We start from the raw sequence: 24,206 nt of genomic DNA, 5'->3' as shown, positions 1-24,206 counted from the left end.
CAGAAGACAACGGAGAGCGCCTTGGACAAATACGAAGACGGACTTGGCCGCCGCGCGGCAAACCACCAGCCGATGACCCCCGTTTCCTATCTGGAACGGTCGGCGCGCACCTATCCCGACCATCCGGCGGTGATCCACGGGCGTCTTCGTATCAGCTATGCCGCGCTTTGGCAGGATTGCCGCCGCCTTGCTTCGGCCCTTGTGGGGCAGGGCGTCGGGCGGGGCGATACCGTGACGGTGATGCTGTCGAACACGCCGCCGATGGTGCAGGCGCATTATGGCGTGCCGATGGCCAATGGCGCGGTGCTTCATTCGCTCAACACACGGTCCGATGCCGCCACCATCGCCTTTCAGCTCGACCATGCTGAAACAAAGGTTCTGATCGTGGACCGCGAGTTTTCGGCGGTTGTGTCGCAGGCGCTGGACATGGCAAAGGCACGGCCGCTGATCATTGATTTCGATGACAGCGAATTCCCCGACGATGCCCCTCACCCCAAGGGCCCTGCGATCGGAACGCTGGATTATGCCGGTTTTCTGGCCGGCGGCGATCCGGATTTCCCCGGCGCAGTCCCGCAGGACGAATGGGATGCCATCGCCCTGAACTATACCTCCGGCACGACCGGAAACCCGAAAGGCGTGGTGTGTCACCATCGCGGTGCGGCGCTGATGGCACTGAACAACACCATCCACGGCGAGCTTGGCAAGCATCCGGTCTATCTGTGGACGCTGCCGATGTTCCATTGCAACGGCTGGAGCTTCAGCTGGTCAATCGCGGTGCAGGCGGGAACGCATGTCTGCCTGCGCTGGGTACGGGCGGACGCCATTTATGCGGCTATTGCCGATCATGGCGTGACCCATCTGTGCGGCGCGCCGATCGTGATGTCGACCCTGCTGAATGCCCCCGCGTCCGAGCGGCGCGCGCTGCCGCACCGGGTAACCTTCAACACCGCAGCCGCCCCGCCGCCCGAGGCGGTGCTTCAGGCGATGAAAGAACAGGGGTTTCACGTCAATCATCTGTACGGTCTGACCGAAACCTACGGCCCCACGGTGGCAAACGAATGGCACAACGCCTGGGACTCTCTGGCACCTGCCGATCAGGCCATCCGCAAGGCGCGGCAGGGCATCCGCTATCTGTCGCTGTCCGATCTTGCGGTGCTGGACCCCGAAACGATGCAACCGGTTCCGGCAGACGGTGAAACCTTGGGCGAGGTGATGTTTCGCGGCAATCTGGTAATGAAGGGTTATCTCAAGAACCCCAAAGCCACGGAGGATGCTTTTGCCGGTGGATGGTTCCATTCCGGTGATCTGGGTGTCATGCATGCCGACGGCTATGTGCAGTTGAAAGACCGATCAAAGGACATCATCATTTCCGGCGGCGAGAACATCTCGTCCATTGAGGTCGAGGATGCGCTGTATCGCCATCCGGCCATCGCATTATGCGCCGTGGTTGCAATGGCCGATGCCAAATGGGGCGAACGGCCCTGCGCCTTTGTGGAACTGCGCCCCGGCCAGATCGCGACCGAGGCCGCCATCATCGCCCATTGCCGCACAATGATGGCAGCGTACAAATGCCCGGACCGCGTGGTGTTCACCGATCTGCCAAAAACCTCGACCGGGAAGATCCAGAAATTCGTGCTGCGGGCATTGGCGACCGAAGCAGTCAAAGCATGATGCGGGCACCGGCATGATGTGGCACCGGGCCGTTGCCCGGCGCCACCCGATCAGGCACTGATGTCGATCACCACACGGCCACGGATACGACCGGCCACGATGTCTTGCGCCAGCTGTGGCAGCGCCGACAGCGGCTCGGTCCGTGCGATGCTGGCAAGATGTGCCTTGTCCAGACGCCGGGCCAACACGTCCCAGGCCCGGTCGCGCCGGGTCTGGGGGGCCATCACGCTGTCAACGCCCAGCAAGGCCACGCTGCGCAGGATATGCGGCATCACCGTCGCCGGAAGATCCATGCCACCAGCCAGACCACAGGCCGCCACCGCCCCGCCATAGGCTGTCTGCGCCAGAACATTGGCCAGCGTCGTGGACCCGACCGAGTCCACCGCACCGGCCCAGCGTTCCTTTTGCAAGGCTCCGCCCTTTTCCGCCAGCGCCGCGCGGTCGACAAAGCCGCTGGCCCCCAGACCCGCAAGATAGTCATGGGTTTCAGGGCGTCCGGTGGCCGCCGTGACCCGGTACCCCCCCGCCGACAACAAAGCCACAGCGGTAGAGCCGACGCCGCCCGCCGCCCCGGTCACCAACACTTCGCCCTCACCGGGCCGGATCGTCCCCCAGTCCTCCAGCGCCAGAACACAGAGGGCGGCGGTATAGCCGGCGGTTCCCACCGCCATCGCCTGTTCCATGGTGAAGTCCGCAGGCAGACGGGTCAGCCACTGTGGTTTCAGCCTTTGAAACCGGCTGTAACCGCCCCATTCGGTTTCCGACAAGCCCCAGCCGTTGACAATCACCTTGTCCCCCGCCGCCCAGTCGGGTGACCGGCTTTCCACCACCGTACCCGCCAGATCAATACCCGCCACCATCGGCAACCGCCGCGCGATGCGACCCTTGCCGCTGATGGCCAGCCCATCCTTGAAATTGACCGTCGAATAGGCCACTTCGACCAGCACATCGTGATCAGGCAGATCGGCCTGGGTCAGATCGCGGAATTCTGCCTTTGGCTTGCCGTCATGGTCCACGATCATCATCGCGCGAAATGTCTCGGTCATCCGGTTTGTTCTCCTTGGTCATTCTTCGGCACTGCGCGCGCCACCCGCTGATCCAATGCCTGATTTACAACGGCACACATCCCGTTCAGATGCCTGCGCATGTGCAAAGTCGCGCGATCTGCGTCGCGCGCAGCAATCGCATCCACCACACTGGCATGGCCATCAACGGTCCGCCGACGCTCTTGCGCGCCAAAGATCAGCATGTTGGTCACGGGAATAAAGCTTTCGATCACAACATGCATCATCAGCCACAGCGGGCCGTTGCCCGTGGCGGTGACAACTGCACGGTGAAACCGCACGTCAGACGCGCAAAAATCGGTGTCTGACAGGGCTTCGTCGCGCTGCAGCGCAATTTCTTCGCGCAACCTGGCCAGATCCTCGTCGGTGCGGTTGGTTGCTGCCAGCCGGCAACAGATGGTCTCGGTTTCGATGCGGGCAGCAATGATTTCGTCTATACCGAAGGTGCCCACGCCGACCAGCAATGTGGATGCATCGGTGATCGAACGCGCCAGAGCATCCGGGTCAGGCCGAGTTACAAAATTTCCGCCCGTCGGGCCGCGCCGCGCGCGGATCAGACTTTGCGCTGCCAGCACTTTCAGCGCTTCCCGCACCGTTGGCCGCGAAATGCCAAACCGCTTCGCCAGTTCGTCCTCGCTTGGCAGGCGTTCATCAACCTGCAACTTCCCTTCAAGAATGGCGGTGCGGATCAGATCTGCCACCTGCCGCGCCAGCCCGGTGCGGACGATCTCGTCATATTGCAGTGCCATGCCAGAGTATCCCTTTGGTTGCTGCCTATCCTAGCACCGGAAACTCAAATGTAAAAGGTTTGACAAATATATGAATGGAGGTACCGTCGCTTTGACGTGTGGAGCGAGGAAAGCCACCATCATGACTGATGTCAGGAACATGTTGCCTGCAGCCGATGCCGCCCTTCTGGACCGGCTTGTCCGCACACTGCCGCCGGGGACAGTGCTGACAGGAGACGCTATCAGCCCGCGCTATCAGGAAGACCGGCGCGACCGTTGTTCCGCCAAACCCCTTTTCGTATTGCGTCCCTCTTCTACGGTCGAGATGGCAGCGGCGTTGGCAGCCTGTCACGCGTATCGCCAGCCCGTGGTTGTGCAGGGCGGACGCACCGGCTTGTCTGGCGCGCATCGCGTTCTCGAAGGCGAGGCGGTTCTGTCGCTGGAGCGGTTCACTGCTTTGGGCCAGATTGACCCTGACAGTGCCACAATAGAGGCACAGGCCGGTGTTCCGCTTCAACTGGTGCAAGAGGCCGCCAGTCGCGCGGGCCTGATGTTCGGGGTGGATATCGGGTCACGTGGCAGCGCGACCATCGGCGGCAACATTGCCACCAATGCGGGCGGCATCCGCGTCATGCGCTACGGCATGTTCCGGGCGCAGGTGGCAGGGCTGGAGGCGGTGCTGGCTGATGGCACCGTCCTGACCTCGATGAAACATGTCGAGAAAGATAATACCGGGCCGGATCTTGCCCAACTGTTTGTCGGCAGTGAGGGCGTTCTTGGCGTGGTGACACGCGCGCGGCTGCGTCTGCATCCGCAGCCCGTGGTCGAGGCCAACGCCTTTCTTGCCCTGCCATCCGCCGAGGCCGCGCTGGACCTGCTCAGGCGGCTACGCAAGGCCATGGGCGGCATGCTCTCTGCCTTTGAAATCATGTTGCCCGAAGCGTATCACGGTGTCTGTGGCCATTTGCAGATAACCCCGCCTCTTTGCACAAAGGCGCAGGTCTATGTGCTGGCCGAGATTCAGGCCGGACCGCTGGCCCTCACGGCTCAGGACGTTTTCGAGACAGCCCTGATGACGGCTATCGAAGAGAATTGTGTGCTGGACGCAGTGGTTTCACAATCGCGGCGCGAATTTCAGGCGCTGTGGGACATGCGGGACGGCTGTGCAGATTTTGTCCGGACGCTGCCAAACGTCGCCAATGGTGACATCAGCGTACCCGTGGGGCGCGTACCGTCATTTCTTCGTGAAAGTCAGGCGGCGCTGCTTGCCATAGATCCCGGAACCGTCTTTCTGGGGTTTGGTCATCTGGGGGACGGCAACCTGCACTACGTCTTTCAGACTACCCGGAAAGAGCCTGCGACAGAGCAACTGCTTGCGATGGTCGCAGCCTATGGCGGGTCTGTCTCGGCAGAGCATGGCATTGGAATGGATAAGAAACCCTGGCTGCACCTGTCACGCAGCCCGGCAGAGATTGCGACGATGCGCGCCCTCAAAACTGCGCTGGATCCGCGGTTGATCCTCAACCGGCGGCGGGTTTTCGACCTGCCAGAGGGTCTGCAGGGCCAGTGACCGGCACGCCAGAACAGTTGCCCAGCCGCGCAGAAACGGGTGTCGGTTCCGGTTGACTGCCCGATTTACGGGGGTTTTACTCTCGGTCTGCGCTGTGGTGAACCACGCAATTTGCATCCCCGGCCCGGTCTGTGGCGTGGTGCCGTCGGATGTCGCTTTTCGCACATCGCGTCCCGTGGTATGCGCCCGGTTTGTAGAGCGGGTTATGGGGCAAATGCCCGACCGGGCGAGACGAAAACGACGTGAACAGACGGGAATGCGCGGTGTCGGTGACTGAGAATAAACCCCTGCTTTCCAAGGAGTCGCCCGTTTCACAGGCGCACCGTCTTTCGGTCGCCCCGATGATGGATTGGTCTGCGGTTTCCGAATTTCCCAGCAATTACATGTGACTGCGGGCCTGACAGTTTCCTGTAGGCCCGCTGTAGGATTTCAAGGGTGGATGGTCATTCACTCATCCCTTCGGCTTCGGGGGTGGCGGACCTTTCGGTATGCCCCAGTCTTCCGGGGGTCTTGTCCACATAGTCCCAGTTCCGTACCAGAGTGGCTTGCCAGTCTCGTCCCGGCTCGGTCGCCAGTCTTCCGGGTCGCAGGTCAGGTATTCCCAGTAATAGTTCTGGTTGAAGGTGGGCCGCCTGCGTCGCCAAGCCCATTCCAGCCAAACCTTGTGTCCGGTCTCGGTCGGGGTCGGGAACCAACAAAAGTGATGGTGCCAGCGCAGGGTGCGAGATTCCCAGGTTTCATTATCGCTGAGCCATTTCATTGCCCCGGTTCCAGATACAGCGGCTGGCACTCGAATGTTGGGCGGTCCAGAAAATCGACAGCGCGGGACGCCGGCACAAGCTGCCATTCCTCTGGATCGTCGCCAGAAAGTCTGACACGGTATGCAACCGGCCCCCGGCGCAACAGGCCCTCCTGCTCGATCAAGCGCGCATTGGCGTCTATCAGCGCCTTGGACAGCCGTTCTGTCGTGACAGGTTGGTCACCACGCGCTGCGCCGAACATCAGGTGCAGGCGGATCGTCTCGTCTGGGTCCAGCCCCTCGCCGGTTGCCGTCATAATCTCGGCGCTCTGGATCATGTCCCGTAGGCCGCCCAGCTCTGCCTCAAGGTCCACCACACGGGCTTTCTCATCCCGATAGCGGCCCTCCCAATACCGGAAGTCTGCCGGGTTCGCGTGGCGGGCTGCGCGCTCGGCCTCCAGATCGGTCACACGGGCCTGCCGCGCGGTCAGCGTCTCATCCAGCCACTTCATGCACAGATCCATCCCCTCGGGCATGCCGTGTTTGCGGCACAGGTGCAGAAGAGCTTCATGCTCCTGCTGGATCTGCTCAGTCGCCTTATCCAGATGGAATTGCAGCATCGCCTTGTCCATCATCCTAAGACCCCATCGCTTTCAGTTCTTTGGCGGCCGCCTCGCGCTTCTGGTCGATGTATTCGGCCAGGTCGGTCAGGTGGACCATCTTCGCGCCCTTCTGGCTGGGCTCCATGCGGATGAGGGGGAGGGGGATTTCGCCGGCATTGATCTTCTTCATGAAGACCGGAAGCGTCAGGGGCGGAAAGTATTCCTTGCAGCAAACTTCGGCCGAGATCACCGGGGCCTCATGCTTGGCCAAGAGCATCATCAGCGTTTTCATGTCGGTATATCTCCAGCTTCGAGAATGACGGGCGGGTGGGCGGTGCCAAGCACCATCAGCAGGACCGGCGCACCGGCAGCGATGCGCTCGACCTCGGCCGGGGTGGGTTGCCATGAGGAAACCATGGCCGGTCCCTGCGGGTGGATCACGTCGCGGACGCAAAGGCCGTGGTAGCCCTGCGACTTGCCGAGGCGGCGAGTGGTGCCTTCAATTGCGTTCGAGATCATGGCCTGCGCCCTTTCTTTGCCAGGCGCTCTGCCTGCCGCCGAACCTGCCTTGATGGTGGCGCCGGATCATCCTCCCAAGGTGCGCGTCGGTTGCTGGTGATCAGACCCTTGAGATTGGGCTGATGCTGTCCGGTTCCGAATAAGAGGCTTTGCCAATCTACGTCGTCGTCTTCATCGTCGTAGATCCAGCCGTCTTCGCAGTATTCGCAATCCTCGTCGCCAAACCCGCAGATGCAATCGCCGGGCCAGCATTCGCAGGGAATGTAGCCCCAACCGTGGCAGATCGTGCATCGGCGGCGGGCTGGTGTGACAGGGCGGCTCATGGTTCCAGCACCTTTCCCGCCAGACAGTCTGCGCAGGGCGTGATCTGCTCGCAGTCATGCTCGCCTACCAATTCGGGCAGCATCCAGCATGGCGGGTCGCCATAGGCGGCGCAGTTCTCGCGGCACAGCGCCATGAGCGCGGGTGTGAAGCCATCTGGGTTGGGGTTGCGGTCAGGCATTGCCGATTCCATCGAACAACCCGGCCTGCGGGCGGTAATCCTCTGCGATGGCCTCCATGACGCGGATTTCTCGATCCATATCCGCTTGCTTCATCCGGCCATCTACGACCCACCGAGGATAGACGCGCTTGCGCATTTTGACCTCACGGGTCGCGACCTTGAATTTTTCGTCTTGGGTTGCCTCAGCCATCGCGCTTCTTCCCCTTCGGATACTTGGTGTTGACCTTCTTGGCGTTGTGCCCATGCCGGCGGGCGGCGGCGGCCATCTGCTTTTCGCTCAGGGGTTTCCCTGTCCCAGCCATCTTGGCGATCAGGCGCTTGGGCTGGATCTTGGCCGACAGCGGCTTGAAAGGATCATCTGGGTCGGTCATGCCTCTTCTCCGCATGTGTCGCAAACCAAGGGGTTATTGACACAAGCGCCGCACGGCGGGCTGATGTGGCAGCTGCAGCCCTCCACATCATTGAAGACCATCGTGCCAGGGCAGGGCTTGGCGCGGTGGCCACGCGGCGCGTCCTCGTCGGGTTCAGAGAAGCGATTGCAGGTCTGGCCTTCCTCGTCGCCGGGACTCGGCGGATCATCAGGCGGTGACAGCTTCCATGCGTCGTATCCGGTGAGGTTCATACCAGCTTTCCCCCTTTGACTCTGATGATGCCCATGACGACCAGCCGGGCCTGTGTCTCGGCATGGCCGCGCAGGATGGCGTCCAGCACCACCGCCGCGGACAGCCCGCGCCGATCCCAGCCAAGGGTGTCGATCGCGGTGTGACAGGCGGAACAGCCGAATGCGGTGTGCAGATCCGATACCTTCGACGCTATGCTCTTCCCGATGCCGGGAAGGTGGCACATCACTGTTGTCGCCGGGTTGTGGTTGCAGATGCCCGGCAGGCGCAGGCTGCACGGCATGCCGGCGGCGGATGCCATCAGCGCGGTTGAGCGCACCTTGGGCAGCAACACGGGCGGGACATAGGGGCTCATAGCTTACCCTCCGCGACCAGTTTCCCGATCAAGGCCTGAACCTCTGGCACGGAAAGCGCGGCGATCTGCCGCTTGTTCAGGGCGGCGGGCATGTCGTTTCCCACATATTCGAAGGTTGTGGCCCTCTCCCCGCACCCATCACACAGCCTACGGCGGCGAATGGTCCTGACCCCGCGCAATTCCGCCTCATCAGCGGATGGCCGCGAATCCACGCATCGGTTCAGGTTTCCGCCGCAGCTTGGGCAGGGAAGAAAGGTGGATTTTTTAAGTCCGCTCACGGCTGGCCACCCAAGCCGCAGTGGCCCCGCAGATTGAAGGATACCGGCTTGGCCGCAACGGTCTGGGCCGCTTTGACCGGATTTCCCTTTTCGCCCGTGCGCTCGGCTTCTTTCTTCACCGCATCGCGGTAAGCCTGATCAAGCGTCCAGCGCCATGCGCCGCAAGCAGGTCCATGGCAGAACGGCGTCTGGGTCTTCTCTGTGCCGATCAGGGCCGCATTGGGGCACAGGCGCTTGCCCCGTGCTTCGTCTGGCGTCAGGCTCACGCTCATGGCCAAGCCCTCCCGGCCATGAAAGCAAAGGCGATGGCGGCAAAGGTCAGGGTCAGGATCGCGAGCCCCATCTGCCACTGGCCAGTTTTGTCACCCAGCAGGTTGCACAGCACTCCCACCCAGAAGATGAAGCCAGCCGACAGGGCCAGCGCCAGAATTGCCATAGTCATCTGCATGTCAGTTCTCCGTGTGGATGACGACGCGGGCGCAGGGCATGTCTGATCCCTCCACGGTGTCGTTGGTGATGATCAGGCTGGCCGGCTCGATGTGCATCCCGCCGGTGCAGACCTCGATGAAGGCGGTGGCGTCATCCGCGCTGAAATTCGGCAGCAGCAGATGGATCTCGCCGGTCTTGCCGTTGGTGGCGACGATCTCGGGATGACACTCCAGCGCATCGGCCAGCGCCATGGCCTGCGGATAGGTGAGGCGCTTCATTCCATAGCCCTCCGCTTCCCGATAAACCCGCCCAGCCAGTCATCTGCCTCCTGCGTGCCCTGCTCGAACGGGCAGGCCCGGCGCGTCTGTTCCGGGTCAGCGGCGCTTTCCTCGCCCCAGGTCCATTCCTTTGATCCGGGGATGGCGTTCAGGGGATCGTGACGATACGTCCAGTGGAACAATTCGCCCGCCTGCTCGGACTCATCATCCGAGTCATACGCAGCGCCCTGGGCTGCGTCCTGTGCGCCCTCGGCCCGCGCTTTTGTTGCGATGGCCGCAAAGCCATCCACCCGCTTGCTGCGGTCCTCCGCTGGGGTCACGTCACGGATGGGGCGCATTTCCTCGACCTCATCGACCGAATAGGCCCCCATGATGACGCCCGGCCGGTAGCGACGGGTCCAGCCGCGCCCCGCGTAATAGGCAAGCTGCTGGTCAGGGTCATTGTGCCAGAGCGGGGAGTTCTTGATCGTGATGTTGTCGATCGTCGGCGTCTCGTATTCGAGAAGCTTTCCGTTCACCTCGGCATAGGCGATGCACTTCCGGTCGCCGGTTGAGGTGCGTTTGGAGGTTTCATTCCCCTTGCTCGATTGCGCTGGCTTGTTCTCAACGCGATAGTCGCCTTCGAACCGATACTGTAATTCGATGCCGGCGCAGTTCTTCAGGGCCGCGACAAAGACCTTTGCCTGATAGGCGATCGGCTGGTCATCCTTGGCCTGATAGGTTTCGACCGCCAGCGCAAACGGGTCCATCTTCCAGTGCGTTGCCCGCATTGCGACGGCCAGACAGATGGAAGGCTTATTGCGAAGGTGCTTCGGCAGCATCACGTCGGCCTTGGCCATCAGATCAGCAAAGCGCACCAGGTCGCCGAGGTTGGCGAAGTTGTATGCCCCCAAGCCGGGATCATAGTTCTTAACGCCCTCGACAAACTGGGCGCGCTCCAGTGCGGCGGGGTGAACGGCGGTCGGTTCTGCGTTGGGGGCGTTCATCAGAATGTCGCTTTCACATGGGGGATTTGACCGGCGATGATGGCCGATGCGATTTCAGAGGCCGAGGCTTGGCGCGACGTACATTCCTTCAAGATTGCAAGGATGGCCGCCGCGATTTGCTGCTCTTCGGTGAACAGGGGGCCGGATGCCTTCGCGACAAAATCTCTGCCAATGACCATCGGCTCGAACGCTGCGGGGGCTGGTACGCTGTCGCCCGTGGTTGGCGCGTTGATTTTCTCGACCGTCGGGGAGGGTGTCGACTCCACCTCGACAGGGGCAGGCTCGGCAACCGGAGCAGGCTTCTGCAAAGCCGCCTCCAGCTGGGCCTTCATGGCTGCAAGCTCGGCATCCTTGGCCGCCAGAACCGCCGCCTGCTTTTCTTCCTCTTCCTTGCGCAGCGCGTCTTCCCGCTCGCGGGCCGCCTGTGCCTCGCGCAGCCGCTCCAGCTCTGCCGCCTGCGCCTGACGCTCGCGCTCAAGCTCGGCCTCGCGCTCTTCTACCCGCACAGCATCGGTGATCTTGCCGGCCAGTAGGCGCAGGAAATTGTCTTTGGCCTTGGTCGCTTCCTCCAGGTATTCCTGCCAGCTGTCATCCAGCTCAATCGCAATGGTTGCATCCTGCAGCGCGCGCAGCTCGGCGCTGGATTGCGGGAAGGGGCGCAGCCCAAAACAGGTGTTGATCCGCTCGACCAAGGCCGCCTTGCGCTGATTGTCCTTCTCTTCCCAATAAGTCAGAGGCTTGCGGATCTCGTCGCGCAGGGTGCGCTTGCAGGCCAGATCAGCACCGTCTCCGCCGTGGCCAATGGTCGGAACCGAACCTATCGGCAGGCAACAGCCCCTTCCGCGCCTGTCCTTGGGGATCTCTGGTTTGATACCTCTTCAAGCGATCGTGCGCGCCGCTGGTCTGGCACCGTGTGGGTGGACACTTCGGACACGCGCATTGCCAGCAACGCTGCAGCGATCACTACCGAGTCGGTGGCCCGAGCGGATGCAGACAGCGCGTTGGCCGGTCAAATCAACACGGTCAGTTCGGTCGCAACGGCCCGCAATCGGACATTCCGTCAGGCCACGGCTCCGACCGGCGTTGTTGCTGGCGATCTTTGGTATGACACCGCAACCGGGAACCTCCTTCGCCGCTGGTCTGGCTCGGCATGGGTGGCGACCGATGATGCACGCCTGGCCAGCAACGCTGCTGCAATCACGGCTGAAGCGCTCGCGCGGGCTGATGCAGACGGCTCCTTGGCGACCCAGATCACAACAGTCAGCGCGGTTGCCAACGCGCGCAACCGAACCTATCGGCAAAGCACAGCGCCTGAAAACCCGGCCACCGGGGATCTCTGGTTTAATACCGCGAATGGCAACCTAGCGCGGCGCTGGTCAGGGACGGGATGGGTCGATACCGATGACACGCGGATTGCAGCGAATGCGGCTGCGATCACCAGCGAGTCGGTGGCGCGGGCAACGGCCGATGACGTTCTTGCCGGTCAGATCACTACCGTCAGCGCGCAGGCGAACCGGGTTCGGTCCTATCGTCAGCCCACGGCTCCCGGGTTACCCCAGACCGGAGATCTGTGGTTTGACACTGCGTCGGACAACCGGGCCAAGCGGTGGTCAGGAACCGCGTGGGTAGATACCTCTGATACTCGCATCGGTGCCAACGCCGCCGCGATCACAACCGAGGCCACGGCGCGGGCAACCGCCGACGAGGCGCTTGCCACGCAGCTGGTGACCGTCAGCTCATCGGTGGACACCCTCTCGGCCGAGGTCACAACGCAGGCCACCACGCTTGCAGATGTGGAAGGGCGGCAGGCAGCTTCCCTTGTGTTCCGCGCCCGCGCGGGCGGCGCTGTGGGCGAGGTCGAGATCGTCGCGGGGGACGATCTGACCGGAGATGCCAGCGCGGTCACCATCCGCTCTGACCGATTCCGATTTGAGGGAGATCTGGCCGAATTTCTCGGTGACGTGCGGATTACGGGTAACCTGATCGTTGAAGGGGATATCTCGGCCGAGAGCCATGCTTTTGATGTGCCCTATGTTGGCGATGCAGATGCTAATTTCCGGGTCATTCATGGCACTGATTATGTCGAGGTCATGATCCTTGACGAGATCCGAACCGTTGCCGGTCGGCCTGTCAAAATGCACATCAGCTGCAACATCGACGCGCCCGATGGGCTGGTGTTTGGGCTGTTCCTGTTCCAGCGCAGGGTGCGGCCGGATCTGGTGTCAGGCTGGTCAGGCTGGGAGGATGTGCGGTTTTCAGACACCGGCCCTCTCTCCGGCAGCGTCTATGGTCCCACCCTCAACATGACACCTTTCTACCACATGACGGCTGATCTCAGGTCGGCCGCCGAATACCGACAGTACAGATTCTTGCTGCGCCGACAGCCAGGTGCGCCCGAGCGCCGAATCCGGCTGTGCCGGATCTACGCCGGTGTCGAACAACTCAAACGATAGGAGCGAACATGCAGTATTCAACGGGCACTCTGGCCCTGACCAATGGCTCTGCCGCCGTCACCGGCACCGGCACCGCATGGGTGGGCGGGGTTCGGGCGGGCTGGCTGTTGCTGGTGCCGGGGGAGGGGCCGCTGCTGATCCAGAGCGTGGCCTCCGACACCGCCCTGACGCTGGCGCGGCCCTATCAGGGCAGCACCCGGTCGGGCGTGGTCTACAACGCTCTGGCCACCCGTGGCGAGATGACCACCTTTCTGACCCAGCTGCAGACCATCCTGACCGCGATGCAGGGCACCATCGACGGGGCCGGGGCGGGCAAGTTTGCCGACGGCACGGTGGCCATTCCGGGCCTGCGGTTTACCGCCGATGAAGACACCGGCATGCGGCGCACCGCCGCCAATGCGCTGGCGCTGGTCACGGGCGGGGCCGACCGGCTGAATGTCACCAACGCCGGGGCAGTCCTGACCGGCCTGCTGACCGGCACCGCCGTGACCCAGAGTGCCACCGACACCACGGCGGGGCGGCTCATGAAGGTGGGGGATTTTGGTCTGGGCGTGGCGGGGGCCCCCCCCGCCATCACCCTCAACAGCGCCACGGCGCAGGGCTTGTTTCAGTATTCTGCCGGTGACGCGAACAACCCATCTGCCGGGGCCGGGGGAATGGTGTTGGTCCAGCGCCATGCCACGACCTTCATCCTCCAGACCGCACACCGGGCAAATGATTTCCAGGAGTTCACCCGGTTCTCGCAGGACAATGGCACAACCTGGTCGGCATGGTCGCGGACCTACAGCCAGCGCAGCATCCTCGGCACCGTCAGCCAATCTTCCGGGGTGCCGACCGGCGCTGTGATCGAGCGCGGCAGCAACGCCAATGGCGAGTACGTGCGCTTTGCCGATGGCACCCAGATCTGCCGCACGGTGGCGCAGACCATTGATGTGGCCACCACCGCAGGCAGCCTGTTCCGGGGGTTTGGTACCTCCGTCAACTGGCCCGCCGCTTTCTCGGCGGTGCCGTTGGTCACGCACGTGCCGCTCGACTCCGCCACAATGTGGGGCGGTTCTCAGCTTAGCGCCACCGCCACCTCTGTCGGTTTGCGCCTGGTGAACCCGACCTCGGTGACCGGAGCACAGGGCTGGAGCCTCGGCATTGGCCGCTGGTTCTGATTTTCAAGGAGATAACCATGAAGCTTATCCTGTCCCCCGTCCGCATGGACACCGCCCTGACTGCCTCGGTGTCAGGATCCACGCTCACCCTCAACGGCGAGGCGCTGGACTTCGGCCCGCTGCCAAATGGCGCTCTGCTGCCCCGCGAGGCCATCGACAGCCCGTGGATCGCAGGCGACGTGAGCCGCGACATGGCGGGCGTCCTGACCGTGCCGCTGATCCTGCCGCACGGGGCCAGTGCGCCGGAGGAAACGCTGTTCCCCGCGCCCCTGACCGTCACCAGCGGCCCGGTCGCCCTGCCGCCCTATCAGATCGAGGAGATTGCACATGCCGAAGATTGATTTCAGCCAGGCGACGACTGCCGCCACACGCAACGCCTCGGCGCTGGCCGCTGCAAAGGCGCAGGCGAATGCCCGCGTCATCACCCTGATCGAAGCCGCCACCGCCACGATCACCGGCCCGGTGCCTCTGGCCGAGATGCTGTCCTGGACGGCCAAAGAGGAAGCGGCGCGGCGCTCGTTTGAGATGATTGTGAACGCGCCGTCGGAGCCGCTCTTGGTTGGGGAGGCGGCGATCACCGGCGAGACAGTCCAGAGTCTCGCAGCAAAGATCATCGCCAATGCCGACGCCTACCGCACCATCATCGCCGTACTGGCAGGCCTGCGTCGCAAGACCTCGGCCGCCATCGACACCGCACAGACCCCGGAGGCGGTTCAGACCGCCGTCGAAGCGATGGCAGCGCAGCTGGCGACGCTGGGGCAGGGCAATGACTGACGATCCGAAAGGGAAGGGCATGGAAGAGTCCAGACTGAAGCGAATTGAAGACAAGCTGGACGATATGTCGAAAGCCCTGACCGAGCTGATCCGGCTGGATGAACGCATGGTGACGTTGTTCCGGCGGATGGATCTCTACGATCAGCGCCAGGAGCGGATCTCTGACCGGATTGCCGCGCTGGAGCGCAGCGGCAACCAGGCCGCTGTGTTGCCCAATCTGGTGGAGCGGGTGTCTGCGCTGGAAACGGTCAACCACCGCCGAAGCCCGTTTTTCGATTTGGCAAAAGCAGCGGGGTTCGCGATGGCCGGGGCTGCTGCCACGATTTTTGCAAAGTTCATGTTTGGCGGCTGACCGGCCCGAACCACAACCCGACACCGCCCCGCCATCGCGCGGGGTTTTTCATTTTCAGGAGACAAGCATGCAAAAGGACAATCAAGAGGCAGCTACTCGCGCTGCCGCTGACGCGGACATGGCGGCGCTGATGGTGTCGGCACCGTTCCAAGCAAATACACGCGAGAGCATTCGGCTGGTGCAGACCGGCCTGAAGGGGCTGGGCCATGATCCCGGCCCGCTGGATGGCATCTGGGGCAAGCGCACAGAGGGGGCGATGCGCGCAATGCTGGCCACGGCTGGCAAGCCGGTGCTGGCCGATGCCGTCACGGATTTGCCGTGGATGGCCGAGGGCAAAAGGTTTCTGGGCCGCCACGAGATCCGCGACAACAGTTTGCTGCGCAAATGGCTGAAATCGGACGGCAAGACGCTGGGCGACCCTATGAAGTTGCCGTGGTGCGGTGACTTCGTGGAAACCTGCATCCGCCTGGCGCTACCCGGCGAGTCCTTCCCCGGCGCGCTTGGGCAAAACCCGTACTGGGCGCGCAACTGGCTGCGGCTGGGGGCGGAGATTGCGCCCTGCTATGGCGCGGTCGTTGTGTTCGAGCGCGGCTCTGGCGGCCATGTCGGCTTCGCCGTGGGGGAGGATGCAACCACGCTGCACGTGCTTGGCGGCAATCAGAGCAACGCCGTCACCATTGCCCGCATTGCCAAGAGCCGCCTGCTGGGCGCGCGCTGGCCCGCGACATTCCCCCGCCCTTTGTCGATTCGTCTGCCGCAGATGACGGCTGGCGGGGCTGTTTCCACCAACGAGGCATAGGAGGCCTTTATGAACTCTGTCGTTGTCCGAATGATCCTTTACGTCCTCTCGCCGCTGATCCCACCCCTGCTGGCGCTGATCCCTGGCTGGGGTATCAGCTACGCCGGCGGCGTCGTCAGCATTGATTTGGAAACTCTGATCGCCGCGTTCGTGGCGGGCCTGGGGATCTCCGGCGCGGTCTTTGCCCGCTGGGGTGTGAAGTGAGGGCGCGCCACCACCTTCATCGCATGGCACGGGTCAGGGTGCTGGCGCGTTTAAGGCGGGGGTGGTGGCGGCTGAAAATGTGATTTCCAGAATCGCGCGACGTTCCGCATATGTTCGCGCATGATCAGCAAACACGATCTGTATATCACATGCGCTTGCGGCAGATCCCGGCACCTGTACGCTGAGGATATTTCGAGCTCATGGCTGGATGAAACTGGCCTGAACATATTGCCGTGGGTGTTTGACCGCATGGTGTGCCGGTCCTGCGGCCGGAGAGGCAGGCCCCAGCACACCAACATCAGCCCGGTCTGCAACCGCGGGGCAGGGATGACACGCACATAGGCGCGATAGGATCGCCCGCTCAGGCCCCCTCGGGAAACCGGGGGGGCTTCAATCATTTTTGGAATCACATTTGTTCTTTGAAATGCCTCACTTCTCTGTGAAGGCTGTGTGACCTTAAGATGTGGAGATTCCCTTGAAACGTTTAGTCGCCTTTTCCTGCATGCTATCCCTTGCTGCTTGTGTGCAGGAACCCCTTGCTGAGTACCGCCCGGTTGTGGACCCTGCGAAGTCAAATCCAGCCAAGTTCGAGCGGGATCTTGCGTCTTGTCGCAACGTCGGCCTGACTGCTGAAGCTGCCTACAAAAAGCGGCAAGAGCAGGAAATGGCGCAGAATATGATTGCCGGGATTTTGGTTGGGGCAATCGCTGGCGCGGCCATTGGTGACAGTTCGGACTATGCGGCTGCTGGCGCGGTGTATGGTGCTGGTGCGGGCGCGGTTGCGACAGACACAGAACTGGCTCAGGGTGGTCCGCGCCGCATCATTGATCGCTGCATGGCGGATCGAGGGCACACTATTCTGAACGATCTAGGCAAAGGCTGACATTCGGCTATATGTGGACACTGCGCCCCTAGGGATACCCGGGGGCGCCTTTCTATTTCTGGGCCAAAAGATCCGCCCAGACCCATCCGGCCCATTTGTCGCCGGTCTGCCGAAGGTGGGAATAGCGCTGGAGGCTCTGCCAAGTGCGGTGCCCCGTCACCTCGGCAACGCGCGGTATGGTGTTTCCCATTTCGAATAGTCGCGATGCGCCTTCGTGCCTCAGATCATGAAAGTGCAGATCTTCTATCCCGAGCGTCTGGCAGGCCCGGGTGAACGCCGCGCTGATCGCATCCGTGGAGAACGGGAAGATCTCGGCCGCGACCTTTGGCATGGCGCGTGCAATGGCTTCTGCCTCGGGCGGCAGGTTGCACCATGTATCATTCCCTATCTTGTCGCCGGGGTGCTTCATGTCTCGTATCAGCACCCGGCCTTCTTCCAGATCCGCCCACCGAATGCGGGTGATTTCTTCCTGCCGCCGCGTGCTGAACATGGCGAACGCGGCCACCTTCTGCATTGGCATGGAATTGCGTCTGCGGGTCTTGGCCTCAAAGTGCAGCATGAGCCGGGTCATTTCATCCACCGTCGGCCGGCGATCTCGCTTGGCACTTTTGGCCACCATGCCGAAGTGCTTGGCCGCCTCCATGGCATCGCGCATCACATTCCGGTCAATGTCGGCGCCCCATGTGGCGCGGGCGATCGAGAAGACGGCCGACAGGTGCGAGAGATAGTTCTGAACGGTCTGTGGCTTCCGGCCGTTGCCCAGCTCGCGCGCCAGATCCACCACATCGGCCGAGGTAATCTCATCCATCGCCTTTTCAGCTATGGCATAGCCCTTGAGCGCCAGCAGCACTTGCTCCTTCGTCCTGCCAATGTCCTTGCGGAACAGCTCGACATACTTGTCGATCATGTCGCCCAGATTGCCCTTTGTCTTTCTCGCGGCATCCAGACCGCCGGGCTTAGCAAGGGCGGCCTCTTTCTTCTTAGCCCACGTCGCGGCAGCTGATTCCCGATCGAAGGTTTGCGCCTGCGAGAAGATCACCTTGCCCCCTCGCTTGATCTTGATCTGGGCGGTATAACCTATGGTGCCGTCCTTGCGGGGGCGGGCGGTAATGGTGGCCATGCAGTCCTACAACGGTGAGATTTGGTCCTTCATTGTAGGCCTGACCTTTCGGAAATGGTCAAGAACGGAAAAGAACGGGAACAAATCTGCAATGTCGATTATCGGTCAAGCGATTGAAGGCGTGGAAAAAGCCAAGGAATACAAGGCTCACCGCTTGTCCGTTGCACCGATGATGGATTGGACGGACCGCCATTGCCGCGTCTTTCACCGCATGATGACGCAGCGCGCGATGCTGTATACCGAGATGGTGACGGCTCCGGCGATCCTGCACGGGCCGCGTCCGAAGCTGCTGGATTTCAGCGCCGTGGAGCATCCGGTGGCGTTGCAGCTGGGTGGCTCGGACCCGCGCGATCTGGCGCAGGCGGTGCGGATTGCGCAAGGCTGGGGCTATGACGAGATCAACCTGAACGTCGGCTGCCCGTCAGACCGGGTGCAATCGGGCTGTTTCGGCGCGGTGCTGATGGAGCGTCCGGCGCTGGTGGCCGACTGTGTGGCAGCGATGATCGCCGAGTCTGCGGTGCCGGTGACGGTGAAATGCCGGATCGGGGTCGATGACCAGATCCCGGAGCAGGTGCTGCCCGCGTTCATCGAGACCGTCGCAAAGGCCGGGGTGGGCCATTTCGTGATCCACGCCCGCAAGGCGTGGCTGCAGGGGCTGTCGCCCAAGGAAAACCGCGAGATCCCGCCGCTGGATTATCCGCTGGTACTGGAGATGAAACGGCGCTTCCCCGAGCTGACCATTTGCATCAATGGCGGGATCTCCACCTTGGCACAGGCGAAACAGCTGCTGGATCAGGGGCTTGACGGGGTGATGATCGGCCGCGCCGCTTATCACGACCCGGCGGCCACCCTGATCGGGGCTGATGCGCTCTGGGGCAGTGAGTATGCACCCGATGCGCATCAGGTGGTGTTGGACATGAAGCCCTATATCGCCGCGCATCTGGCGGCGGGCGGGCGGCTGCACCAGATCACCCGGCACATGCTGGGTCTGTTCACCGGCCGCCCCGGCGCGCGTGGCTGGCGACGGGTGCTGTCCGAAGGCGCCACGCGCGAGGGCGCGGGGCTCGACCTGCTGGACCACGCTTTGTCGCAGGTTCAGGCGACCGCCGCCTGACCCCGGACCAGCCGCGACAGGGCAAGTGCCATGGTGCCACAGACCGCAATTGCGGCCAGCATCGGCAGGGCGGTGCCGTCAAAGAAAGGTGCTGTCACCGCGATCATTACGCCCCCCGCCAGCATCTGCAGCGTACCACCGAGCGATGACGCCAGACCCGCGATATCGCCATGATCCTCCAGCGCCAGCACCATCACCGTGGGGATAACCAGCCCGAGGAAGGCATTGGCGATGAACAGCCCGGCCATCACCACTGCGAGAGTGGCGAATCCCATCGCGCCGATCAGCGCCAGACAGACCGTACTGGCAAAGAACCCCAGCACCGCCACCCTGACCACCCGCGTCGCGCCAAAGCGCTGACCAAAGCCGGCGGCGAGTTGCGAGGCCGAGAAAAACCCGATCGCATTGACCGCAAAGGCCAGCGAAAATCCAGTCGGCGACAGGCCAAAGGCTTGCGTATAGACAAACGGGCCGGAGGCGATGAAGACAAAAAAGCTCGCCATGGCAAAGCCGCCCAGAAAGGTCAGCGCCATGAAGCTGCGGTCACTGAGCAGCCGCTTTGCGCCGCGCAGGGTATCGGCCATGTCAAACCGCTGGCGCTGGGTCTGCGGCAATGTTTCGGCCAGCACAAAGCGGATCATCAAGAGCGACAGGAACGCGGCGATGGCCAGCACGCCAAAGATCCAGCGCCAGTCGGCGATGGCCAGCACCCCGGCCCCCGCCAGCGGGGCCAGCATCGGCGAGACCGAGATCACCAGCATGATCGCTGCCATCAGCCGTGTGGCCTGATGCCCGGTGGCCATGTCGCGGATGATGGCGCGCGGCACCACCATCACGGCCGCACCGCCCAGACCCTGCACAAACCGCCCGGCGGTCAGCCAGCCAATCGTCGGGGCCAGCGCACAGATCAGCGTGCCCAGCAGAAACACCGCCAGCCCGGCATACAGCGGAGCCTTGCGCCCGGCCTGATCGGCCCAGGGCCCGTAAAACAGCTGCGCCACGCCAAAGGCCAGAAAATACGCGGTGATCGTGCCCTGCATCGCCGCAACACTGGTGCCCAGATCGGCCCCGATCTCGGGCATCGCGGGCAGATACATGTCGATGGCAAAGGGACCAACGCAGGACAACAGCCCCAGCACAAGCGCGGGGCGCAACAACGAAGAAGACATGGGGAACGACTCGCATCCGGGGAATGGTGTGACAGGACTACACCTTTTGCGCGGCCGGAGTAACCCTGCACTGGCCCCCGCCAAGGCAGAGCGCTATGACGGCTGCACACGCACCCTGCACGGTTGCCACAGGAGCCGCCCATGCCAGACCTGAGCCTTCTTTTGCCGATGATCGGTCTGCTGGCTGTGATCGGCCTGTTTGCGGGCGTCATCGCCGGGCTGCTGGGAGTCGGGGGCGGCATCGTGCTGGTGCCGGCGTTTTTCTATGCCTTTGGCTATCTGGGATTTGCCGGGCCTCAGCTGATGCAGGTCTGTCTGGCCACTTCGCTTGCGACCATCGTGGTAACCTCGGCGCGTTCGGTCATGGCGCATCACAAACGCGGCGCGGTGGACTGGGAGATTTTGCGCAGCTGGGCCCCTTACATCGGCGTGGGGGCGGTGATCGGCGTGTTCACCGCCTCGGCGCTGAAATCGGTGACCTTGCAGGCGATCTTTGGCGGGTTGGGCATTGTGGTCGGGCTGTACATGGCCTTTGGCCGCTCAGACTGGCGGCTGGGGGCCGAGATGCCAAAGGGCGCAAAGCGCGCGGGGTTTGGCAGCATGATCGGGTTCTTGTCGGTGCTGATGGGGATTGGCGGCGGCAGCTTTGGCGTGCCGCTGATGAGCCTGTATAACACGCCAATCCACCGCGCCGTCGCCACCGCTTCGGGTTTTGGCATGACGATCGCGGTGCCTTCGGTGCTGGTGTTCCTGTTCCTGCCGGTGACGGGCGCGCCGCCCTATACTTTGGGCGCGGTCAATCTGCCGGCCTTTGCGCTGATCTTTGCAATGACAATGATTTCAACGCCTTGGGGGGTAAAGCTCGCGCATGCGATGGACCCCAAGCCGCTGAAACGGGTGTTTGCGGTGTTCATCACGCTGGTCGCGCTGAACATGCTGCGCAAGGTGCTTGGCTATTGAGCGACCCGGGCTGGCACAGGATCGGGCCAGATCCGGCGATTGCCGCCTGGGCGCGCGCGGCGCTGCCGGTTGCCGCGCGGGCGATTGCGGACAGTGCTGAGCCTTGGCGCTGTGGCGGGACATGGTTTGTCGGCGTCGATGCGCTGCCGAATGGCCCGGATGGCACGGTTGCGGGCGCGGCGTTCCCTTGGGCAGCGCTGCCGCTGACGCCGCTGCCACTGCACCGCGCGCAGCTTTCGGTGATCCGCCCCGGCTATCCGCAACCGTCGCCGGAGGAGTCGGCCAGCGCCTTTCGCTTTCGCCAGACCCGCGACGCTGCCCATCTGGACGGGCTGCTGCCGGTCGGCCCCGACCGTCGCCGGATGATCCGCGAGCCGCATGCGTGGATTCTGGGCCTGCCGCTGACCGACATCCGCGCGGCACCGCTGGTGGTGTGGGAAGGCAGTCACCGGATCATGGCGCAAGCGCTGCGCGCCGCCTTGCGCGCACACCCGCCGGAACACTGGGGCGACATCGACGTGACCGATGCCTATCAGGCCGCCCGTACCGAGGTGTTCCGGACCTGCCCACGCAGAGAACTGCCCGCCGCGGTGGGGGAGGCCACGCTGCTGCACCGGCTGACCCTGCATGGCGTTGCCCCCTGGCAAGGCACGGAGCAGGGGGACCGGATCATCGCCTATGTCCGCCCGATGCTGGCCAGCGTGGCCGACTGGGTCGCGGCACCGTAGGTCTGTTCGCCGAAAGCTGCGCTGGCGGTATCGGAGGAGCCTCCGGCGGGAGTATTTGGCAAGCAGCAATGCCAGCAGAGTGCCTTCGGATTGCTGCTTTTGAAATACTCCCCGCGGAGCGGCCGCGATGTCCGCCCGTGCTCAGCCTTGCAGGCGGGCGGCGCGACCGCCTCGGCGTTTGGCGATCAAGGGAGCGCGGGCGGGCAGCTCAGCCATGATCGTGCGGCGGGTTTCCGGGGGCATGCGTGACCACATCGTGATCTCGTCGATGCTGCGCAGGCAGCCAATGCAGAGCCGGGCCTCGGGGTGGACCACGCAGAGTTTGACGCAAGGCGAGTCGATCTCGTCGCGTTTCCAGATCTCGTCACTCACGGATCATCCTGCCTTGCTGCCATATACGCCATGCGATCCAGCGCTCCTTGCAGGATATAACTGGCCGCGACCTTGTCGATCACCTCTTTGCGACCCTTTCGCGACGTATCCGCCTCCAGCAGCGCGCGTTCGGCGGCAACGGTGGACAGACGCTCATCCCAGAAGGTGATCGGCAGCGGGGTCAGCTTTTCCAGATTGCGGGCAAAGGCGCGGGTGGATTGCACGCGCGGGCCCTCTGATCCGTCCATGTTCAGCGGCAGGCCAAGGATGATGCCCGTGGCCCCGCGCGCGGTGAGCAGGGTCAGGAGGCGGGTGGCATCCAGCGTGAATTTCTCACGCCGGATCACCTCGACCGGCGTGGCGACCATGCGACGCAGATCGGACAGAGCGACGCCGATGGTCTTGTCGCCCAGATCAAGCCCGGCGATGCCGCCCGAGCGGGGCAGGGTGGCAACGAAAGCGGCAATGTCAGGCAGGATCATTCTGCGACCCCAGCCTCGACTGCGGCCTGACGCAGGCCAGACAGCTCTACGGTGCGACCGGCAAAGCGGGTCTGCGCCTCGGCATAAATTGCGCGGGCCTGATCCTGACGACCGATCCGGGCGAGGGATGTAATCAGCCGCGCCCAGTCTTCGGCAGGCCCCCCCTCTGCGGCCAGACGGGCGCCGAGTTGGTCCACCATGCCCTCGATCATCGCCTGACGGTCTTCGGGGCTCATGTCTTCGGCGGCGGCAATGTCGCCAGCGGTAGGGCCGGGGGCGACCGGGGGCAGGGTGAAGTTGACCCCGGCGCGGGCGGCGATGTCGGGGATCTGGCTGCGGATCGGCGCAACCCAGGGGGCATCGGGCGGGCTTTCGGTCAGCAGGCGGTTCCACAGGGTAAAGGTGCGGTCAAACCGGCCGATCTGCGCAAACATCGTGCCGGTATAATAGCGCGCTGTACCATTGCGCGGGTCTGCCTCCAGCGCGCGGACCAGAGCCTGTTCCGCCTCGGGCGAGACATAGCCGCCGGCGGACATGATCAGCAGCTCGGCATGGGCGGCGTGATCTTCGGCGGTGGCGGTATCGCCTTTGAGTATCACGATGGCCTGTTGCGCGGCTGTGGCCGCCACCAGATTGCCCATCGCCGCCTCATTGCGGGCCAGCAGTTCCAGCCCGCGCAGATCGTCGGGGCGGTCCTGCACCGCCTGCCGCAATTTCCCCATCAGCTCAAGGAACGACGGGTCGATGTCTTCGCGTGCGGGGGCGGCGGGGGTCTGCGCCAGAGCTTCGGCTTGCGACGGACGATCGGTACGGATCTGTTCCGACAGGGCAAAGCGGTCGGCCAATGGCAGGTCAGGGTAGCCCGGCGCACCCAGATGCCAGTAACCCGCCACACCGGCCAGCAGGGTGGCCATGATCAGCATGGCGTAGCCCCGTCCGGCACGACTTTCACTGTGGGGCACAGTCGCGCGCGCGCTGCGGTCGGCATCCAGCAACCGGCGCTGGATCTCGGTGCGCAGGCGCGCGCCTTCATCCGCCGGGATGGTGCCACGGGCGATGTCGCGCTCGATCTCGGTCAGCTGGTCGCGGTAGACGGCAAGGTCAAAGCTGCCCGGAGCACGCTCTTCGCTGCGTGCGCGTGTCATGGCGCGCAACAGCGTGGCCCCGATGCCCACGACCAGCAGCGCCGCTGCTGCCCAGAATCCCCACACTCCCATCGTCACGCCCTCGTTTGCCCAGATCCCCCCATGTAAGGCCTGTGCGCCGCCGACAAAAGGCGGGAATTGGCCGCAGGC

35 protein-coding genes are annotated in these 24,206 nt (G+C 63.5%); 13 read left to right on the top strand and 22 right to left on the bottom strand.

Annotated elements, in window-relative coordinates:
• The first annotated feature begins 21 nt into the window (after positions 1–21).
• Complete coding sequence (locus D1012_RS08665) at positions 22–1,671, top strand: acyl-CoA synthetase (RefSeq protein WP_118151097.1); 1,650 nt, start codon at positions 22–24, stop codon at positions 1,669–1,671.
• Positions 1,672–1,721: 50 nt separating this feature from the next.
• Here the strand turns inward: D1012_RS08665 and D1012_RS08660 are convergent, their stop codons facing one another.
• Positions 1,722–2,717, bottom strand: a complete 996-nt coding sequence (locus D1012_RS08660) for an MDR family oxidoreductase (protein WP_118151095.1) — start codon at positions 2,715–2,717, stop codon at positions 1,722–1,724.
• Positions 2,714–3,484, bottom strand: a complete 771-nt coding sequence (locus tag D1012_RS08655) for a FadR/GntR family transcriptional regulator (RefSeq protein WP_118151093.1) — start codon at positions 3,482–3,484, stop codon at positions 2,714–2,716. The genes D1012_RS08660 and D1012_RS08655 overlap by 4 nt, the downstream gene beginning before the upstream one ends.
• 121 nt (positions 3,485–3,605) lie before the next feature.
• Between D1012_RS08655 and D1012_RS08650 the strand changes: the two genes are divergently transcribed.
• On the top strand, positions 3,606–5,033 hold the full coding sequence (locus tag D1012_RS08650) for an FAD-binding oxidoreductase (RefSeq protein WP_118151091.1): 1,428 nt from the start codon (positions 3,606–3,608) through the stop codon (positions 5,031–5,033).
• A 756-nt stretch (positions 5,034–5,789) separates the two neighbouring features.
• Here D1012_RS08650 and D1012_RS08645 read toward each other — a convergent pair.
• The 15 genes from D1012_RS08645 to D1012_RS08585 are packed head-to-tail and all read right to left on the bottom strand — an operon-like array spanning position 5,790 to position 11,033.
• On the bottom strand, positions 5,790–6,407 hold the full coding sequence (locus D1012_RS08645) for a hypothetical protein (RefSeq protein WP_118151089.1): 618 nt from the start codon (positions 6,405–6,407) through the stop codon (positions 5,790–5,792).
• Between the two features lies 1 nt (position 6,408).
• The gene (locus D1012_RS08640; RefSeq protein ID WP_118151087.1) at positions 6,409–6,666 is read right to left on the bottom strand and encodes a pyocin activator PrtN family protein; all 258 of its coding nucleotides are present in this window, start codon (positions 6,664–6,666) and stop codon (positions 6,409–6,411) included.
• On the bottom strand, positions 6,663–6,893 hold the full coding sequence (locus tag D1012_RS08635; RefSeq protein WP_118151085.1) for a hypothetical protein: 231 nt from the start codon (positions 6,891–6,893) through the stop codon (positions 6,663–6,665). The genes D1012_RS08640 and D1012_RS08635 overlap by 4 nt, the downstream gene beginning before the upstream one ends.
• Positions 6,890–7,216 carry a hypothetical protein gene (locus D1012_RS22385; protein WP_147335647.1) on the bottom strand — a complete coding sequence of 109 codons (327 nt, stop codon included), beginning with the start codon at positions 7,214–7,216 and terminating at the stop codon, positions 6,890–6,892. The genes D1012_RS08635 and D1012_RS22385 overlap by 4 nt, the downstream gene beginning before the upstream one ends.
• On the bottom strand, positions 7,213–7,395 hold the full coding sequence (locus tag D1012_RS08630; RefSeq protein WP_118151083.1) for a hypothetical protein: 183 nt from the start codon (positions 7,393–7,395) through the stop codon (positions 7,213–7,215). The genes D1012_RS22385 and D1012_RS08630 overlap by 4 nt, the downstream gene beginning before the upstream one ends.
• Positions 7,388–7,585, bottom strand: a complete 198-nt coding sequence (locus D1012_RS08625; protein ID WP_118151081.1) for a hypothetical protein — start codon at positions 7,583–7,585, stop codon at positions 7,388–7,390. Before D1012_RS08625 ends, D1012_RS08630 begins: the two co-directional genes overlap by 8 nt.
• Complete coding sequence (locus D1012_RS08620; RefSeq protein ID WP_118151079.1) at positions 7,578–7,766, bottom strand: hypothetical protein; 189 nt, start codon at positions 7,764–7,766, stop codon at positions 7,578–7,580. The genes D1012_RS08625 and D1012_RS08620 overlap by 8 nt, the downstream gene beginning before the upstream one ends.
• Positions 7,763–8,017, bottom strand: coding sequence for a hypothetical protein (locus tag D1012_RS22380; protein WP_147335646.1), 255 nt, complete (start codon positions 8,015–8,017; stop codon positions 7,763–7,765). Before D1012_RS22380 ends, D1012_RS08620 begins: the two co-directional genes overlap by 4 nt.
• On the bottom strand, positions 8,014–8,370 hold the full coding sequence (locus D1012_RS08615) for a nuclease domain-containing protein (protein WP_199489460.1): 357 nt from the start codon (positions 8,368–8,370) through the stop codon (positions 8,014–8,016). The genes D1012_RS22380 and D1012_RS08615 overlap by 4 nt, the downstream gene beginning before the upstream one ends.
• Entirely contained in the window at positions 8,367–8,648 is a 282-nt protein-coding gene (locus D1012_RS23325) for an NrdR family transcriptional regulator (protein WP_435530907.1), read from the bottom strand. The genes D1012_RS08615 and D1012_RS23325 overlap by 4 nt, the downstream gene beginning before the upstream one ends.
• Positions 8,645–8,920, bottom strand: a complete 276-nt coding sequence (locus D1012_RS08605; RefSeq protein ID WP_118151075.1) for a hypothetical protein — start codon at positions 8,918–8,920, stop codon at positions 8,645–8,647. The genes D1012_RS23325 and D1012_RS08605 overlap by 4 nt, the downstream gene beginning before the upstream one ends.
• Positions 8,917–9,096 (bottom strand): hypothetical protein, encoded by a 180-nt coding sequence (locus tag D1012_RS08600; protein WP_118151073.1) that lies wholly within the window; start codon positions 9,094–9,096, stop codon positions 8,917–8,919. The genes D1012_RS08605 and D1012_RS08600 overlap by 4 nt, the downstream gene beginning before the upstream one ends.
• A gap of 1 nt (position 9,097) precedes the next feature.
• The gene (locus D1012_RS08595) at positions 9,098–9,355 is read right to left on the bottom strand and encodes a hypothetical protein (RefSeq protein ID WP_118151071.1); all 258 of its coding nucleotides are present in this window, start codon (positions 9,353–9,355) and stop codon (positions 9,098–9,100) included.
• Positions 9,352–10,341: a recombinase RecT gene (locus tag D1012_RS08590; protein WP_118151069.1), complete on the bottom strand. Its 990-nt coding sequence runs from the start codon at positions 10,339–10,341 to the stop codon at positions 9,352–9,354. The genes D1012_RS08595 and D1012_RS08590 overlap by 4 nt, the downstream gene beginning before the upstream one ends.
• Positions 10,341–11,033 (bottom strand): hypothetical protein, encoded by a 693-nt coding sequence (locus tag D1012_RS08585; protein ID WP_118151067.1) that lies wholly within the window; start codon positions 11,031–11,033, stop codon positions 10,341–10,343. Before D1012_RS08585 ends, D1012_RS08590 begins: the two co-directional genes overlap by 1 nt.
• On the opposite strand from D1012_RS08585, the gene D1012_RS08580 reads away from it, so the two are divergent.
• The 8 genes from D1012_RS08580 (at position 10,986) to D1012_RS08545 (ending at position 16,966) form a co-directional block, all read left to right on the top strand.
• Entirely contained in the window at positions 10,986–12,794 is a 1,809-nt protein-coding gene (locus D1012_RS08580) for a hypothetical protein (RefSeq protein ID WP_147335645.1), read from the top strand. The genes D1012_RS08585 and D1012_RS08580 overlap by 48 nt on opposite strands.
• A gap of 8 nt (positions 12,795–12,802) precedes the next feature.
• Positions 12,803–13,954 carry a pyocin knob domain-containing protein gene (locus D1012_RS08575; protein WP_118151063.1) on the top strand — a complete coding sequence of 384 codons (1,152 nt, stop codon included), beginning with the start codon at positions 12,803–12,805 and terminating at the stop codon, positions 13,952–13,954.
• Between the two features lie 17 nt (positions 13,955–13,971).
• Positions 13,972–14,295, top strand: coding sequence for a hypothetical protein (locus tag D1012_RS08570; protein ID WP_118151061.1), 324 nt, complete (start codon positions 13,972–13,974; stop codon positions 14,293–14,295).
• Positions 14,282–14,728: a hypothetical protein gene (locus D1012_RS08565; RefSeq protein ID WP_118151059.1), complete on the top strand. Its 447-nt coding sequence runs from the start codon at positions 14,282–14,284 to the stop codon at positions 14,726–14,728. The genes D1012_RS08570 and D1012_RS08565 overlap by 14 nt, the downstream gene beginning before the upstream one ends.
• A 19-nt stretch (positions 14,729–14,747) precedes the next feature.
• The gene (locus D1012_RS08560; RefSeq protein WP_147335644.1) at positions 14,748–15,080 is read left to right on the top strand and encodes a coiled-coil domain-containing protein; all 333 of its coding nucleotides are present in this window, start codon (positions 14,748–14,750) and stop codon (positions 15,078–15,080) included.
• A 67-nt stretch (positions 15,081–15,147) separates the two neighbouring features.
• Positions 15,148–15,879 (top strand): TIGR02594 family protein, encoded by a 732-nt coding sequence (locus tag D1012_RS08555; protein WP_354002031.1) that lies wholly within the window; start codon positions 15,148–15,150, stop codon positions 15,877–15,879.
• 9 nt (positions 15,880–15,888) lie between these two features.
• On the top strand, positions 15,889–16,083 hold the full coding sequence (locus tag D1012_RS08550) for a hypothetical protein (RefSeq protein ID WP_118151055.1): 195 nt from the start codon (positions 15,889–15,891) through the stop codon (positions 16,081–16,083).
• 475 nt (positions 16,084–16,558) lie between these two features.
• Positions 16,559–16,966, top strand: a complete 408-nt coding sequence (locus tag D1012_RS08545) for a glycine zipper family protein (protein ID WP_233517054.1) — start codon at positions 16,559–16,561, stop codon at positions 16,964–16,966.
• Positions 16,967–17,018: 52 nt separating this feature from the next.
• On the opposite strand, the gene D1012_RS08540 is transcribed toward D1012_RS08545, so the two are convergent.
• On the bottom strand, positions 17,019–18,086 hold the full coding sequence (locus D1012_RS08540) for a site-specific integrase (protein WP_118151051.1): 1,068 nt from the start codon (positions 18,084–18,086) through the stop codon (positions 17,019–17,021).
• A 169-nt stretch (positions 18,087–18,255) separates the two neighbouring features.
• Between D1012_RS08540 and dusA the strand changes: the two genes are divergently transcribed.
• Positions 18,256–19,200: a tRNA dihydrouridine(20/20a) synthase DusA gene (gene dusA / locus D1012_RS08535; protein WP_233517064.1), complete on the top strand. Its 945-nt coding sequence runs from the start codon at positions 18,256–18,258 to the stop codon at positions 19,198–19,200.
• On the opposite strand, the gene D1012_RS08530 is transcribed toward dusA, so the two are convergent.
• On the bottom strand, positions 19,182–20,369 hold the full coding sequence (locus D1012_RS08530) for a multidrug effflux MFS transporter (protein ID WP_118151049.1): 1,188 nt from the start codon (positions 20,367–20,369) through the stop codon (positions 19,182–19,184). The two genes, dusA and D1012_RS08530, sit on opposite strands and share 19 nt — an antisense overlap.
• Positions 20,370–20,510: 141 nt before the next feature.
• Here D1012_RS08530 and D1012_RS08525 point away from each other — a divergent pair, with 141 nt between their 5' ends.
• Both D1012_RS08525 and D1012_RS08520 read left to right on the top strand, forming a co-directional pair.
• Positions 20,511–21,329: a sulfite exporter TauE/SafE family protein gene (locus tag D1012_RS08525; RefSeq protein WP_118151048.1), complete on the top strand. Its 819-nt coding sequence runs from the start codon at positions 20,511–20,513 to the stop codon at positions 21,327–21,329.
• On the top strand, positions 21,326–22,057 hold the full coding sequence (locus D1012_RS08520) for a hypothetical protein (protein WP_118151046.1): 732 nt from the start codon (positions 21,326–21,328) through the stop codon (positions 22,055–22,057). The genes D1012_RS08525 and D1012_RS08520 overlap by 4 nt, the downstream gene beginning before the upstream one ends.
• 141 nt (positions 22,058–22,198) lie before the next feature.
• Here D1012_RS08520 and D1012_RS08515 read toward each other — a convergent pair whose 3' ends face one another.
• From D1012_RS08515 to ccmI, 3 genes are read right to left on the bottom strand one after another with little or no spacing between them, the layout of a single operon-like run.
• Positions 22,199–22,429 carry a DUF1289 domain-containing protein gene (locus D1012_RS08515; protein ID WP_118151044.1) on the bottom strand — a complete coding sequence of 77 codons (231 nt, stop codon included), beginning with the start codon at positions 22,427–22,429 and terminating at the stop codon, positions 22,199–22,201.
• On the bottom strand, positions 22,426–22,911 hold the full coding sequence (gene ruvX, locus D1012_RS08510) for a Holliday junction resolvase RuvX (RefSeq protein ID WP_118151042.1): 486 nt from the start codon (positions 22,909–22,911) through the stop codon (positions 22,426–22,428). Before ruvX ends, D1012_RS08515 begins: the two co-directional genes overlap by 4 nt.
• Entirely contained in the window at positions 22,908–24,128 is a 1,221-nt protein-coding gene (gene ccmI, locus D1012_RS08505; protein ID WP_118151217.1) for a c-type cytochrome biogenesis protein CcmI, read from the bottom strand. Before ccmI ends, ruvX begins: the two co-directional genes overlap by 4 nt.
• Positions 24,129–24,206: the final 78 nt, after the last annotated feature.

It is taken from the genome of Pseudotabrizicola alkalilacus (genome assembly GCF_003443995.1).
GTDB lineage: Bacteria > Pseudomonadota > Alphaproteobacteria > Rhodobacterales > Rhodobacteraceae > Pseudotabrizicola > Pseudotabrizicola alkalilacus.
This window is presented reverse-complemented; position numbering and strand designations above follow the sequence as displayed.